Origin of the sequence: Paenibacillus hebaui (assembly GCF_051934385.1) — a bacterium.
Classification (GTDB): Bacteria; Bacillota; Bacilli; order Paenibacillales; family Paenibacillaceae; genus Paenibacillus.
Window position 1 is genome coordinate 270,452 of record NZ_CP196836.1, and the last position, 14,494, is coordinate 284,945.

At 47.4% G+C, this 14,494-nt stretch carries 9 protein-coding genes and 1 pseudogene; 5 read left to right on the forward strand and 5 right to left on the reverse strand.

Annotation, left to right across the window (positions count from 1 at the left end):
- The first annotated feature begins 6 nt into the window (after positions 1 to 6).
- From kdpC to ACR32F_RS01260, 4 genes are all read left to right on the forward strand, one after another.
- Entirely contained in the window at positions 7 to 567 is a 561-nt protein-coding gene (gene kdpC, locus ACR32F_RS01245) for a potassium-transporting ATPase subunit KdpC (RefSeq protein WP_440115421.1), read from the forward strand.
- A gap of 200 nt (positions 568 to 767) precedes the next feature.
- Positions 768 to 3,107: a histidine kinase gene (locus ACR32F_RS01250; protein ID WP_440115423.1), complete on the forward strand. Its 2,340-nt coding sequence runs from the start codon at positions 768 to 770 to the stop codon at positions 3,105 to 3,107.
- Positions 3,108 to 3,148: 41 nt separating this feature from the next.
- Positions 3,149 to 4,696, forward strand: a complete 1,548-nt coding sequence (locus ACR32F_RS01255; protein ID WP_440115425.1) for an ATP-binding protein — start codon at positions 3,149 to 3,151, stop codon at positions 4,694 to 4,696.
- Between the two features lies 1 nt (position 4,697).
- Positions 4,698 to 5,396, forward strand: coding sequence for a response regulator (locus ACR32F_RS01260; RefSeq protein ID WP_440115427.1), 699 nt, complete (start codon positions 4,698 to 4,700; stop codon positions 5,394 to 5,396).
- Positions 5,397 to 5,506: 110 nt separating this feature from the next.
- On the opposite strand, the gene ACR32F_RS01265 is transcribed toward ACR32F_RS01260, so the two are convergent.
- On the reverse strand, positions 5,507 to 6,808 hold the full coding sequence (locus tag ACR32F_RS01265; protein ID WP_440115429.1) for an alpha-glucosidase/alpha-galactosidase: 1,302 nt from the start codon (positions 6,806 to 6,808) through the stop codon (positions 5,507 to 5,509).
- 195 nt (positions 6,809 to 7,003) lie between these two features.
- On the opposite strand from ACR32F_RS01265, the gene ACR32F_RS01270 reads away from it, so the two are divergent.
- Complete coding sequence (locus tag ACR32F_RS01270) at positions 7,004 to 7,831, forward strand: AraC family transcriptional regulator (protein WP_440115431.1); 828 nt, start codon at positions 7,004 to 7,006, stop codon at positions 7,829 to 7,831.
- Positions 7,832 to 7,985: 154 nt separating this feature from the next.
- Here the strand turns inward: ACR32F_RS01270 and ACR32F_RS01275 are convergent, their stop codons facing one another.
- The 4 genes and pseudogenes from ACR32F_RS01275 to udk form a co-directional block, all read right to left on the reverse strand.
- Positions 7,986 to 10,886, reverse strand: a complete 2,901-nt coding sequence (locus ACR32F_RS01275; RefSeq protein WP_440115433.1) for a DUF5704 domain-containing protein — start codon at positions 10,884 to 10,886, stop codon at positions 7,986 to 7,988.
- 478 nt (positions 10,887 to 11,364) lie between these two features.
- Positions 11,365 to 12,645, reverse strand: coding sequence for an S-layer homology domain-containing protein (locus ACR32F_RS01280; protein ID WP_440115435.1), 1,281 nt, complete (start codon positions 12,643 to 12,645; stop codon positions 11,365 to 11,367).
- A gap of 520 nt (positions 12,646 to 13,165) precedes the next feature.
- Positions 13,166 to 13,494 (reverse strand): annotated as a pseudogene (gene csaA / locus ACR32F_RS01285) (chaperone CsaA).
- Between the two features lie 177 nt (positions 13,495 to 13,671).
- On the reverse strand, positions 13,672 to 14,304 hold the full coding sequence (gene udk / locus ACR32F_RS01290; protein ID WP_440115437.1) for a uridine kinase: 633 nt from the start codon (positions 14,302 to 14,304) through the stop codon (positions 13,672 to 13,674).
- Between the last annotated feature and the right edge of the window lie 190 nt (positions 14,305 to 14,494).

A 14,494-nucleotide genomic window follows, 5' to 3' on the forward strand; every position in this document is an offset into this window, starting at 1 on the left:
ATTCATGTGAAACAGGTACTGCCCGCTATTCGGCTGTCTGTCGTGCTTATGCTGATTTGCGGTGTTCTCTATCCGCTGGTTACAACAGGAGTCGCACAGCTGATCTTTCCGAAGCAGGCCAACGGCAGTTTGATTACAACAGATGGGAAAATCATCGGATCGTCGCTGCTGGCGCAGGAAGTAAAATCGCTGGGGCTGTTCCAGCCCCGGGCATCAAACGCCAATTATGATGGTACCGCTTCGGCAGGTTCCACTCGTGCGGTGGCTTCAGAGGCATATATTATTGAGATGAAGGAAAAGGTGGCTCAGCTCAAACGGGATAATCCGGGCTTGCAGCCCATTCCTGCGGATCTCGTGACGGGTTCCGGTTCTGGTCTTGACCCCGACCTGTCACCCGAAGCGGCAAGAGCACAGATTCCGCGGATTAGCCAGACAACGGGACTTAGTGAACAAAAGCTTTCCAATATCGTGGAGGAACATACACAAGGACGACATCTGGGCATATTCGGTGAGCCGCGTGTGAATGTGACTGCTCTGAATCTGGCGTTGGTGGCAGAGGTGAAATAACAGGCATCGTGTTGGGTGGAGTTGATGTGTTTCGGATGCAAGTTAAAGTGACATGTTGTTTTTTGCCAATCTAAAATATACATGTTTTCATTGCACAGAGGATGCAGTTACCTTTGCAGGATTCGTATCAAGCCTTCTTCCAAGCTTCGGAAGGGGCTTTCTCCATGTGAAGTAAAAGGTATGCTGGGGGAGTGAGCAGGATGGAGGACAGTTTCAAGCGGAAGTCCCCTGAAGACATCTTGAAGATGATTACGAAGCTACAGCAGGGTACCTTGAAGATCTATATCGGTCCAGTCAGCGGCTCGGGCAAAACGTATCATATGCTCAGAGAAGGAAACACATTGCGCCAGCAGGGGATTGATGTAGTCATCTGCGCCGTGTCGACCATGCAAAGACCGGAGACCGTGGAGCAGCTGGGTAATTTGGAACGGATTCCGAGCATTCATTGGTCTCGCGGAAAAGATGGCGTAGAGATGAAGGACCTGAACCTGGATGCCCTGCTGGAGCGTAATCCGGAGGTGGTGCTCGTTGACGGATTGGCGCATCGTAACCGTAAAGGGGCACGTCATGCAAACCGGTTGGAAGACATTCAGTATCTGTTACGGCACAATATCAGCGTTATTACAACGATGAACGTCTATGAGCTGGAAGGGTATACGGAGCTTGCCCGCCAGCTAACGGGAATTGCAGCAGAACATACCGTGCCTGCCGATACGCTTGAACTGGCTGATGAGGTGAAGCTGATCGATGTGACCCCGGAAACGGTTTTGAGCCGCCTTGCAGAGGGGCATCTTCGGGGACATGAAGGTGAAGCGGTGTTTCGGCAGGGCAATTTGGGCATTTTGCGCGAACTGGCCCTCCGGCTTGTCGCCGAAGGGGTTAACGAATCGCTGCGTGAGCACCGGGAAGAGCTGGGGATTAAGGTTACAACAGGCATCATGGAACGCATTTTGGTGTCCACCCAATATCATTGGAACGGGTCCATCTATATTCGGCGGGGCCAGCAGATCGCAAAGAGATTAAACGGGGATTTGCATGCCGTAACTTTTCGCAATATGAAGCAGTCTCTTACGAAGGAAGCTACTGTTTTTCGTCGCAGTATGATCAAATTAGTGGAAAAGTTTGGTGGACAGTTTGAGGAATTGCCTGTGTTACACCGCCGTAATATTCCATCTACGCTCGCACGCTACGCAGTTCAGCATCAGATTACCCGTATTGTCATGGGACACTCACGGCACAGCCGCTGGCAGGAGCTATGGCGGGGATCGTTCGTTAATTCTCTACTGCGCAGAGTTCGGGGTGTCGATCTGTTTCTGCTCGCGGATCGGGCGCAGTATGAGGGAGAACGGGTACTTCCGACCCGATTGCCAGATGTGGAGATACCGACATATCGCAGGTTAAGCGAGCAAGAAGTGAAAACACAGATTGGTCAGATCCAGCGTGGCAAATTCAAAGTATACATTGGCGCTGCGCCAGGTGTGGGGAAAACGTATATGATGCTTCGGGAGGGAAATGATCTACTCCGCAAAGGCATCGATGTGCGGATTGGTTTGCTGGAGACGCACAATCGGGCAGAGACGGTGGAGCAAATCGGTCAATTGTCCGTGATTCCACGTGGATTTAGAGCATATCAGGGAATTCAACTGGAGGAGATGGATACCGAAGCAATTCTCCGCCTGTGCCCGGAAGTGGTGCTGGTGGATGAGCTTGCACATACGAATATCCCTGGGAGCACGCGGCAAAAACGTTACGAAGATGTGCAGGTTCTGCTGAATGCAGGCATCTCTGTCATCACCACAGTTAACGTGCAGCATCTGGAAAGTCTGAACGATGCTGTGGAGCATATTACGGGGATTCGAGTCCGAGAGACGGTGCCCGATCAGATTCTGCAAATGGCAGATGAGGTTCAGCTCATTGATGTAGCCCCTCAGGCCTTGCGGCAACGCATGCGGGAGGGTAAAATCTATGCAGCAGCTAAGGTGGAACAGGCTCTCGTTCATTTTTTCCGCATAGGTAATCTGATTGCCTTACGGGAACTCGCTCTGCGTGAATTGGCCGATGATGTGGATGAACGCCTGGAATCCCAGGAGCGCAAAAGCGCACTGCGTGGCCCTTGGCGCAGACAGGAAGCGGTCTTTGTTTGCGTAAGCAGTGATGAGCATGCAGAACGGCTGATCCGCCGCGGATTTCGCACAGCTTACCGCTTGAAAGCGGTCTGGCATGTGCACCATGTTCATGTAGGCCGAGTCATGCATGACGAAGTAAGGTGTCAGTTGGAGGAGTTGGAACAGCTCACCGTCCGACTGGGTGGAAAGTTTCATATTCATCACTGCCAGAGGCTGAGGGATGTGCCAGGTATTTTGGCGGGTAAAGCATCTGAAGAAAAAGCAACGCAATTGGTAGTAGGTCAAGCGAAGCGTGTCTGGTGGTTAAATGGTTACCGTGGAAAAGGGTCGGTTGTTAGCAGACTGGTGCGGTTGTCGAGGCATATGGACGTATTGATCGTTGCGGACTACGATTATGATCTGAGCGGGATGTGAGATGTGCTGTGTCTGAACGAAATAATAGGGAAGGCATCAGGTTGAAGCTGAACCTTGTTCCCAAGTATATATGGGTTACCCTTGGCATCACATTGTTAACGATTCTGCTTCATGCCATCGGGATTAGTGAAGATTTGGTTAACGTAGGACTGATTTATCTTTTTCCGGTGTTGGTCAGCGCCGTGTATTGGGGAATGGGACCGGCGATATATGCAGCAAGTCTTAGCATCGTTGCCTTTGATTTCTTTTTTATTCCGCCGTATCTCAGTTTTACGGTGGAGGATTTACGATATATATTCTCATTTGTCGTATATTTGGCCGTGGCGGTGTTAACGGCGAGTCTGGCAGGACGTCTGCGGCAGCAGCTGGTGGTCGTGAAGCAGCGCGAGGCTACGACGAATTCACTATATGCTTTGAGCCGTCAGATGACGGCTGTTACCGATTTGGATACACTACTGATTAGCATCGCGAGACAAGTGTCCCTAACGCTTGAGGCTCCGGCGGCATTATATCTGCCGAATGCTGACGGTGAGCTTAAGGTTACCTCATCTTCGGGCGATCCGGGTTCAAGCAGGTGGGGTGAAGGTGAATCCGAGGTTGCTATTGCCAGATGGGTATATAAACATGGTGAAATTGCTGGTCGTGGATCTTCCAGCCTGCGGGATTCGTCTGGATTATATGTGCCACTACGTACAGAAGATCAGATTCATGGGGTACTTGCCGTGAATCTGGAATCCAGTGACCTTCATGAGCAGAGGGAAGAGCTGCGTTTGCTGGAAGCATGTGGTGGGCTCGTAGCAGGCGCTATTGCCCGCGTTAAGCTGGCGGAAGAAGCGAGACTTGTGCAGATGTCGGCGGAATCGGAGCGAATTCGCACCGCTTTGCTTGACTCGGTGTCTCACGAGTTGCGTACACCCCTTACGGCCATTATCGGTTCAGCGACAGGTCTGCTGGAGAATGATTCTCTTTTTACCCCGGAGGACCGAAAGGAACTGACAGGCAATATTCGGGATGGAGCCTTGCGCATGAACAGGCTGGTAACCAATTTGTTGGGTATGGTGAAGCTGGAGAGTGGTATGTTGCAGCTGCGCAGGAAATGGTGCGATATGGGCGACATGATCGGCATTGTGCTAAACCAGGTGCAGCAATTCATCCAGCAACGTCGCATTCGGGTAGTATTGCCGGATCAGCCGCCGTTTGTATCCGGGGATGAGATTTTGCTGGAGCAGGTTCTGGTTAACGTAATCAGCAATGCTATCAAATATTCACCAGACGACAGTGAAATCGTCATTACGGTGAAGGTGGATGAGCCGCTTGGCCGAATGACCATTGTAGTGGCTGATGCGGGTGTAGGGATTCCGGAAGCAGATCGGGAGCGGGTGTTTGAGAAATTTTATCGATCCGAATCGTCACGGCATGTAACAGGTACAGGACTCGGACTTGCCATCTGTAGAGGCATCGTCGAGGTTCATGGCGGTACGATTATCGCAGAGCCGAATCCAGAGGGTGGGACGAGGGTGTGCATCTGTTTGCCCGCAGAGCAGCCAGAAGCATCATTCCCGTATATGGCAAAAGGAGAGGAAGAATGAAATGACTGCACCGCAAGGCGCACGCATATTGATTGTGGATGATGAACCGCAAATTCGCAAACTGCTGAAGGTTACGCTTCAGGCACATAACTTCGAGATCTATGAATGCGCTGACGGAGAAGAAGCAGTCATCCAAGCGAGCATTGTACATCCGGATCTGATTGTGCTTGATCTGGGTTTACCCGGTATGTCTGGAATGGACGTGCTTCAGCGTATCCGGGAATGGTCTCAGGTACCGGTGATTGTACTGACGGCAAAAGAACGTGAAGAGGATAAAATCGCTGCGCTTGATGGTGGGGCAGATGATTATGTCACCAAACCGTTTGGTATGGGCGAGCTGGTTGCCCGCATTCGGGTCGCCCTTCGCCATGTGGCGAAAACGACGGATGAGCCGGTATTGCGTTTTGGGCCGCTCACGATTGATCTGGCCCAGAGGCAAGTTGATTTGGACGGATCACAGGTGAAGTTAACCCCAACGGAGTATGAAATGCTGAAGGTGCTCGCTTCCCATGCAGGCAAAATTATTACTCAACGCCAGTTGCTGCAACAAGTCTGGGGAGGGCATCATCATGAGTCAGACAGTCATTACTTGCGGGTATATGTCGGCCATCTGCGCAAAAAATTACAGGAAGATCCTACGCGGCCTCGTTTTATCCAGACCGAGCCGGGAATCGGCTATCGTTTTCTGCTTCAGGAATAGATCGGGGTAATACGGAGTAATACGAATAATTCAAATAATTCAAAAAAGCGCCGTGACCCTCGAGTATTCAGAGGATATCAGCGCTTTTTGCTGTAACTACATTTAACTTTTTATGACGTATATTTTGGCAACCAGTCGCCATGTGCTTCAATCAGTTCATCACACATCGCTACGATGTCATCAATGGACAGCTCGGCAGATGTATGCGGGTCAAGCATGGCGGCATGATAGATATGTTCCTTTTTTCCCGTGATTGCTGCTTCAATGGTCAAAAGTTGGGTGTTAATATTCGTGCGGTTCAATGCCGCAAGTTGTGGAGGCAGGTCTCCGATATACGTCGGGCTGATGCCAGACCCGTCAACAAGACAAGGCACCTCTACACAGGCTTCACGCGGCAGGTTGGTGATCAGTCCGTTATTCATGACATTACCGCCGATTTTGTAAGGGCGATCCGTCTCCATGGCCTCCATAATATGCGAAGCGTATTCCCGACTGCGCGTATGTTCAATATTCTCGCTGGCAAACAGCTTCTCACGCATTTCCTTCCAGCCTTCAATCTGGTTCACGCAGCGGCGCGGATACTCATCCAGCGGAATGTTGAAGCGTTCGATCAGCTCCGGGTAGTTCCGTTTGATAAAATAGGGGTGGTACTCGGCATTATGCTCGGAAGACTCTGTTACATAGTATCCGAAACGCTGCATCAGCTCGAAACGTACCATGTCATCATGCTGCTCTTTCTGTCTTTCTTTCGCCAGACGTTTAATCTCTGGATACAGATCCTGACCATCCCGTGTTACTTCCAGCAGCCAGGCCATGTGGTTAATGCCCGCTATTTTCGCGACCACCCCCGTCTGATCAATTCCCAGTGCATCAAATAGATGAGGTACGCACACCTGTACACTGTGACACAGACCTACCGTTTTGATCCCGCCGTGCACATTCATGACATTCGTCAGCACCGCCATCGGGTTAGTATAGTTCAGGAACCACGCGTCCGGGCAGACTTCCTGCATATCCCGTGCAAAATCGAGCATCACCGGAATTGTCCGCAAATTACGGAAGATCCCGCCAATTCCGAGCGTATCGGCAATTGTTTGACGCAATCCATATTTCTTCGGAATTTCAAAATCCGTGATTGTACATGGATCATAACCGCCCACCTGAATGGCATTAATCACATATTTGGCCCCGCGCAGTGCTTCTTTACGGTCGGTATAGACCTTGACGGCACATCGGCTTCCAAGCGAACGGGCCATACTGCTAAGCAAACGCTCCGAGTCGCTTAGGCGCTGGGCATCAATATCAAACAACGCCAGCTCAAAATCCTGCAATGCTTCGGTCATCATGACGTCACCCAATACATTTTTGACAAAAACGGTGCTTCCTGCACCGAGAAACGTAATCTTGTTCATCTAAGGTTCAGCCTCCCTGAATAAATGGTGTATCTTCAATATAGGTGGATCAGGCATATATAACTATGGCTCAACCTCTCTGAAATATGGCATAATCCCATTTATGGGTTCGCTTACATACCGTATGTAGATAGTTTACCTGTTATAATTTAGATACAAAGAAAATCATAACAAGCGACGGAAGGAGTGGAGAAGGTGAGCCCGATTGAGATGAATGTGGTTCCTGTGGACTGGACCCAGATGGAGCTGGTGTTGTTATTTTTCGGTTGGGAAGCATGTGATCCGTCCCACTATTGGGGGCCGGGGGTTCGGGATTCCTACGTGGTTCATTATATTCATGAAGGACAGGGCAGCGTATTTATGGAGGATCGGGAATATAAGTTGACGCAGGGTCAAGGCTTCGTGATTTTCCCGGATACGCTTATTCATTATGAGGCGGATGCGAAGGAGCCTTGGACGTACTCCTGGTTTGGATTCAAGGGGGTACATGCAAAGGCATTTATGCAACGGGCGCAACTAAATCCAGAACGACCCATTTTTGATGCCGGAGATCCGAATACCTTTGATCGTTTGTATGCGGAGATGGTTCAGGCTTCAACACGCACAGGGGGAGATGTATTCAACCAAAGCCTGTTGTACCGACTGATCGCGGAGTTAATCTCATCTTCTCCCGAAGAAGAGAGGGTGCAACGTCCCCTGTCCACCAAAGAGGAGTACATCAAACAGGCAGTTCAGTTCATTGAGAACAGATACAGTCAGAGAACCTCGATCCTTGATATTGCAAAGGCCGTAGGGCTGGATCGCACGTATCTGTCAGGACTTTTCAAGGAAAGATACGGCAAGTCATTGCAGGCTTTTTTTCTTGAATACCGAATGAACCGGGCAGCTGAACTGCTGCAACATTCAGCGCTATCCGTTAGCGAAGTGGCCCACTCTGTGGGATATACAGACCCGCTGTTGTTTTCCAAGATGTTTAAGCGAGTGACGGGGGTATCTCCAAAAGGTTCGAGAAATATGGAATGAGGGGATTAGCTGTAATTCTGCAGGCTGACACACTTATGTAGGAGAAGATGATATACAAGTGCGGTAGGAGACTCGAATTCAAATATAGGAATACCATAAAGGGTTGCTGCAAAGTCGTGTTCATGACTTATGCAGCAACCCTTTTGTTGATTCATTAATGTGGTACTTGAGATTGAAAATCGCTTCGGCTGGACTGATCTGCATGGTAAAAGACTACATCGCCATCCTTCAGAGGCCAGGCTCTGCCTTGACTGGTTACCGGACTGTTATTAAAACCCTCCATCTGCCATTGGTTCATCAACGGTGCATGAATGTATTGCAGATGCGGCGCATCCGTATTGCCGTTCCGCAGGCTCTCCATATTAAAGTTGACCACGATATAACCATCCTTTAAGAATATCGCCGATTTTTCATCCAACTGATTTTGTCTGGCTAGGGATTCGAGGTCAGTTCCCTTTGGCACGGCATATACATCGGCTGGCAAGCTATACTCCCCGTACCAGCGTTGGATAGCTGCATTCGCTCGATCTACACTAACACCAGAAGGGATGTCTGTCTTGGGCCCGATCAGCGTGCGAATTGGAGCAGGGAGGATCGTCCAGTCATAGCGGCCCACCCAGGTTTTCTGGTGCGAGGTTTGATCCACCAATCGAACCATATGCTCCGCAAGTGTACTCTGGCTCTGTTCCTCCGCAGTCAGTTCGTAGGTATACTGGTAACGCGCCGTATCACCCAGCTCTGTGCCTGGCACACTCCGCAATCGCGAGTTTAGGATAACAAAGCGTTTCTCCAGATCCTGGGCCGAACCAATCCGGATGAGTCGTTCCTGACCTCGATGGTAGTACAAATCCACGTCTTGTCGGGAAGAACCGTCTTTGTTCACAAAAGCAAAAGTTGGTGTAATTCGAATACCATCCTGTTTGCCAGACATATTGCCTTTGGTCTTCAGGTCAAACTTGATGTGGTATCCCGTTTTTACGGCCACATTACGGAATCCTTGTACTGGATGGCTGCCTGGTCGAATGGGTAATACAAATGGGGCCAGGTTGCCTCGTGGATCACCATCAATGCTATTCATCCCAGTCCAGTAGCTATGCCCCGTTGGTTCGGGACTGCCCAATCGCTTACGAAATACATTTTCCCAGTTGTAATCCGAGATATCGGTGACGTGAAAATCATACAACCTTCCGATGACATCTACAGGTACGGTGTCGGCTGCAACATGATGTGCCAGATTGGTATTGGCGTCCTGTTGCTCCGTGAAGTTCGCAGGTGCATTCTCTGCAATATTGCGGAATTCAATACGGTATTTTCCCTCATCCACCCATACCGGAAGATAGAACGTAGTATCCAGTTGATTCACCGGAATATCTACCCATGTCTTGGCAGGGATAAACTGACTCCGGTCAGCGTTATAGACATCAAACGGGAATTGCACCTGTTTGATCCGAAAATACTTGGCATAGTCCCGATTCCCATAGCCGGGATAATTCGCTGCGTCCAAGTGCTGTCCCGATGTAGGAATTCGCACAATGAACGGACGTTCCAGAATGAGCGCAGCGCTGGTTGGGTCCGGTACAGTTTTCTGGTTATGCGGCTGATCATCCGACACCCAGGCGTAGTTGACGACAGGTGTGTGCACCGTGACGGTGTTGATACCGTTAATCGGCAATATTTTGTTGGCACCACCGTTCACGTTACCCGGCAGCAAATCATAATAGATTTCACCGGAGCTTGTTGTGTTCGCTTTATTCAGCAGAGTATTGCTGATCATATTGTGGGGCTTGTACAGAACATCTCGTCCGATGGTTGTTGAATTAGATATGTTAGATGGCGTTGGACCATCTTTGGTTGCTTCCGCATCATTCATAATGGTTGTGTTGTTGAACCTCACCAGATCATTTTGTACTTTGCTCTGGGGTGTATTCGACTCCGCCATTCCTTTTAACAGGGATGTATCGTTCGGCACATCTGGAGGTGAATTCAGACCACCTGTTAGTTTAGATGGAGTATATGAAATGGCCGTTGTTTGCCCTGGTTTGACATGGCTCTCCACAGAGGTATCGTTTCTGGACTCCAGTGTAGGTGGAGTATAACCGGAAGGAGTCATCGTAACCGTTTCTCCGGGCAGTGCATAATTTTTCATCGTTGCTTTGACGATCTTATACACTTCAAGATTGTTGATTGCCCAATAGGAATAGTCTCTTGTGATCTGGAAGGTGTACGGTACAGGTACGGTATCATTTGCTGGAACAGGTGGCCCATCCGTGCAACCATCCTCTGTACATATGTCTGGCCCAGGTACCGTCCATTCTCTGTCATAAGAAATGGTTACATTACAATTGTACGTGACTTTACCGCTCATTTTCGTCCAGGCTTGTTTAAACAGATAATTGTCTGCCACGGCATTGGTATACAGTGACTCAGAAGTTGGAATTCCTTTCAATACATCGAATGTCTCATTGTCTCTGTTATCCGACTTAATAACACCGTTAGCATTTGGATCGAGATCACTCATATTCATCGTAGTTCCTGTAGAAGGTGGTCCAATTGTTGGTGTGCAACCGCCCCCGCCATTCCCGTTACCGCCGCCTCCAGTACCCGGATCTTCCTCGACACCAATGTTTGTCGTGGTAGTTAATTCAAATCCATCCTTTTTCCATAGTACAGTGATGGTTGTAGTTCCCCTACTGACAGCTTGAACTAATCCAGAATTACTAACGGTAGCGACACCAGGATTTGATGATTCCCATCTAGTTATACCGCCACTACCGGTGTTTACATTGGTCTCGGCTCCAAAGTTCCCATCACCGTTTTTGGTTTTAACAGTTGCATTAAGTTGTCTTTGTTCCCCGAACCTTAGCTGACCTCCATTGGTCAGATTGATTTCTTTAGTGATTTCAGCCAACGCCTTCCAATAAAGATCCGTTCTGAAAATATAGTCTGCTGACCATTTTGGAGGATTATAATCTCTTGATGCAGTAGGGGTGATCGCGCCCCCAATTTGCATCTGGAATTTGGTACTCAAGCCATCGAATTCATCTACAGAAAGCAAAATAGGATCTCCAATTCTATAATAGTCAGTATTATCCATGTAGTGAGGTTTCTTTGATCTTTCAGTTATTGTAGACGAAGGGGGCTGTTCATTATTTTTATCTTTGTACTCTAATGGTTTGTATACATCTTTATCGAGATCTAGTTTTACACATACTCTGGATGATTTGGGAAGGTTAGTTGAACGATCATTTAGTAAGTTAATGTCGTTACATTGACCTTCTACCCTCCAATCCAAATTATCAAGTTGAAAGATATAGATACCAAGATTCGTTTTTGCTTGTCCTTCAAGAGGGATAACTTTCTTCTGTGACTTTGCTTGTCCTGAAGGTTCCATGTGAAATGGTTTAACTTCTTCTTTAGTACCTGGCCCCCCGCCAGCTTCAATCGTTGAAAAGGGGGCTAATAATGCACTTGTAGTAAGGGCTATCACAAGAAATCGATTAATATTACTTTTTAACGCCAAACTCATCCCATCCTTATTTATTATCAATCACACTAAATGTAACGCCTTCATTAGTTGTGAGGGTAATAGCAGAAATTAGAGCTTTGTCAAAATGGAGTAGTCCATCTCCCCAGAAAACGGGGTTTTTGACAGTGAACACGCCTCTACTTTTTGTGAATTCAATATTAGTTGGTATGCTAAATGAAGCACTAGTTTTAGTTTTTGGTGAAAGAAGAGGATCAACAGCACTTGAGTTTAATAAACTTCCAGCTTGTAATTGATTCATAGATGAACTTTTAATATTTAATTCAAATTCGACAAATGAGTGATAGGCACCTCGCAAAGTAGTAATAACTCCTTCATCAACAAAAACAGGATAATAAATGCTCCGTTTTGCTCCTACAGCATAAGGACTAACAATTATCCAATTGTGAATTTTTAGATCAGAATAATTTGTTAGTGTAACAAGATTTTTATTTCTTATTTTTGAAAAGTCATCTGTTACAGAATTATAGTCAATGTTAGGATTAACTTTTTTCTCAGGTGTTTTTTTGTACGATGGCGCAATAATACTCAAATTCGTCCCCGTCAATCCTACTTCCCGCAGCTCATTCAGACCCTGAAAATCGGCAGGCTTTGTCTTGGCAACAGCTGCATAACGGGCAATCAACACAGCAACTTCTGCCCGAGTTGTGGTACGATCCACACCAAATGTTTTGTCGTTTGCTACACTCATCAGTCCAGTTCCCAGGGCAACGGCTACTGCATTTTTTTGTGAGCTTGCGAGTTTATCTGTGAAATATTCCTTCGCAGGCACAACGGTGTTCGTCATATCAGAGAGTGCTTGCTTGTACTCCGGATCAACCACGGTCAGTCCTTGCGTTAGCCAGGCAGCCATTTCGCCTCGTTGGAGGGCGGCTTGGGCTTCCAGTTTCCCTTTGTAATTAGAGGGGCTGATAAAACCTTTGGCAATAGCAACAGAGACACTGCTTTTTGCCCACTCGGGTATATCCGTGAAATTGTTTTGTTCTTGTGTCGGTGCATTAGGCTGGTCTGAAAGACGTCCCAGGATACTTGCCATTTCAGCTTTGGTGACAGGTGAACTTGGTTTAAATGTTCCGTCTGCATACCCCTTGAAATATCCCTGTTCCACTGCCGCATTGATCGCTGAAGATGCCCAGTGTGTAGCCGGAACATCCTTAAATTTGGTTGTAGCTTGTGCCGCTTCTACAGAACTCCCCATTCCTCCAAAACCTACAATACCCCCTGTTAATAAAGCCAATGCCGTTACGCTTGAAATCATCATTTTTTTCATGAATCTTACTCCTCTCCATTCTGATTTTCTGTCTTTGATATGTACTCGTCAGACTACTATATAAGTTGAACTAAAGATATATTCACACGTACACTCCGATGACAGAATAACCTTCCAATCGCTGTTATCCCCAGATTTTTTTGATTCCCTTTTCTCAAGGGGAAAATCCGGTGATAAAGGCGAACGCTTCACTTTTTCAGGTTTTTTCTGTCCTCTCCGTTTCTGTGTAAATGATTAGTTCAACTTATATAGATACTTAATTTGTAATAATAATCAATATTCTACCATGTAAAACTAGTATTTTGGTATTATTTATCAACAAATTCCCTCCTTTCATGGATACACAACTAGTCCTACAGACCTATATATCCTCAAAAAAACACAAAAAAAGGCCACGAATCCGCAGATTCATAGCCTTATGCTTTAAGGTCTCCAACGTATGTAGTTCATTGTTTAATAAATCAAGGATACTCGATTTCCAAGCATTTGAAAAGCCCATATTCTTCTAACTCAAATAAAGTCAGGCTATCGGCGTTCCATTAGGCAATGGGCTATCCGGTGTGAGCAAGACAACATCTCCTTCACCAGGCACGCCGCCCAGTACGAGTACTTCAGAGACAAAACCGGCAATCCGCCGGGGTGGGAAATTAACTACAGCAACGACCTGTTTGCCGATCATCATGTCAGGCGTGTATCGTTGGGTAATCTGAGCACTGGAACGCTTAAGACCAAGGGGTCCGAAGTCGATGTCATTTTAATTGCAGGAATGCGAGCCTTGGGAAAAGGTTCGGCTTCCACCACAGTACCAACTCGAATGTCATGCTGCACGAACTCTTCAAAAGTAGCCATAGGGGGAGATCTCCTTTCAACTATGGGGATTATTATAAAAGAAGGACAAACAAAAAAACAAGATTACGCTGTATCGTAATCTTGTTTTCTGTTGTGATACTTTATAAGTGGTGCCAAGATCGCTCACATGAACGTGAGTACCGCAGCCGCCCAGCGAATAAGCAAATTGCAGCAAAATTAAGCACCGTTCCACTTTTCACCGGTCAGATATTTCTCGGTGAGAATGGATAACATCTGAATGCCCACTTCATTATGTCCACCTTCTGGAATAATGATATCGGCATACTTTTTGGATGGCTCGATAAAAGCATCGTGCATCGGTTTGACCGTTTCGAGATATTGTTTGTACACGGATTGGATCGTCCGACCGCGCTCTTCCATATCCCGCAGTACTCTGCGCAGAATTCGCACATCGGAATCGGTATCTACAAATACCTTGATATCCAGTAGACCGCGTAGATGTTCGTCAATTAGCACATGCAGTCCTTCTACGATGACGATATGGTTCGGTGCCAGTTCAACCGTCTCATTGGCAGCACGGTTATCTATGGTGAAGTCATATACGGGAGCGTATGCCGCTTGGCCTTTTTTCAACAGGGTGAGATGCTCAATCAACAGATCATTATCGAATGCAAACGGATGATCGTAATTGGTGAGTCGGCGTTGCTCAGGTGTGAGCTGCGACTGGTCTTTGTAATAATTGTCTTGAGATATAAACGTTACTTTACCTGATCCCAGACGGTCTATGACGGAGCGAGCTACCGTCGTTTTACCGGAGCCGGTTCCTCCGGCGATACCAATAATGAGCATGGTTATTCCATAAACCTCCCTAGAATGGCAGCATGATCATGGATAAAGAGTGCTGAGCATGTTTGATTCAGCACCTTTACCCACATGTCTGTCTGTGAATACACAATTCTTTCATTGTACCACAGCGCATTACTTTTTTCATCTGATGGAGGTGACCATGTTTTGCCTGAATAGATCTCCGGTTTTAAGA

Coding starts and splice junctions, on each gene's coding strand:
- ACR32F_RS01250 (WP_440115423.1), top strand. CDS start 768: ATGGAGGACAGTTTCAAGCGGAAGTCCCCTGAAGACATCTTGAAGATG.
- ACR32F_RS01260 (WP_440115427.1), top strand. CDS start 4,698: ATGACTGCACCGCAAGGCGCACGCATATTGATTGTGGATGATGAACCG.
- ACR32F_RS01265 (WP_440115429.1), bottom strand. CDS start 6,808: ATGAACAAGATTACGTTTCTCGGTGCAGGAAGCACCGTTTTTGTCAAA.
- ACR32F_RS01280 (WP_440115435.1), bottom strand. CDS start 12,645: ATGAAAAAAATGATGATTTCAAGCGTAACGGCATTGGCTTTATTAACA.
- udk (WP_440115437.1), bottom strand. CDS start 14,304: ATGCTCATTATTGGTATCGCCGGAGGAACCGGCTCCGGTAAAACGACG.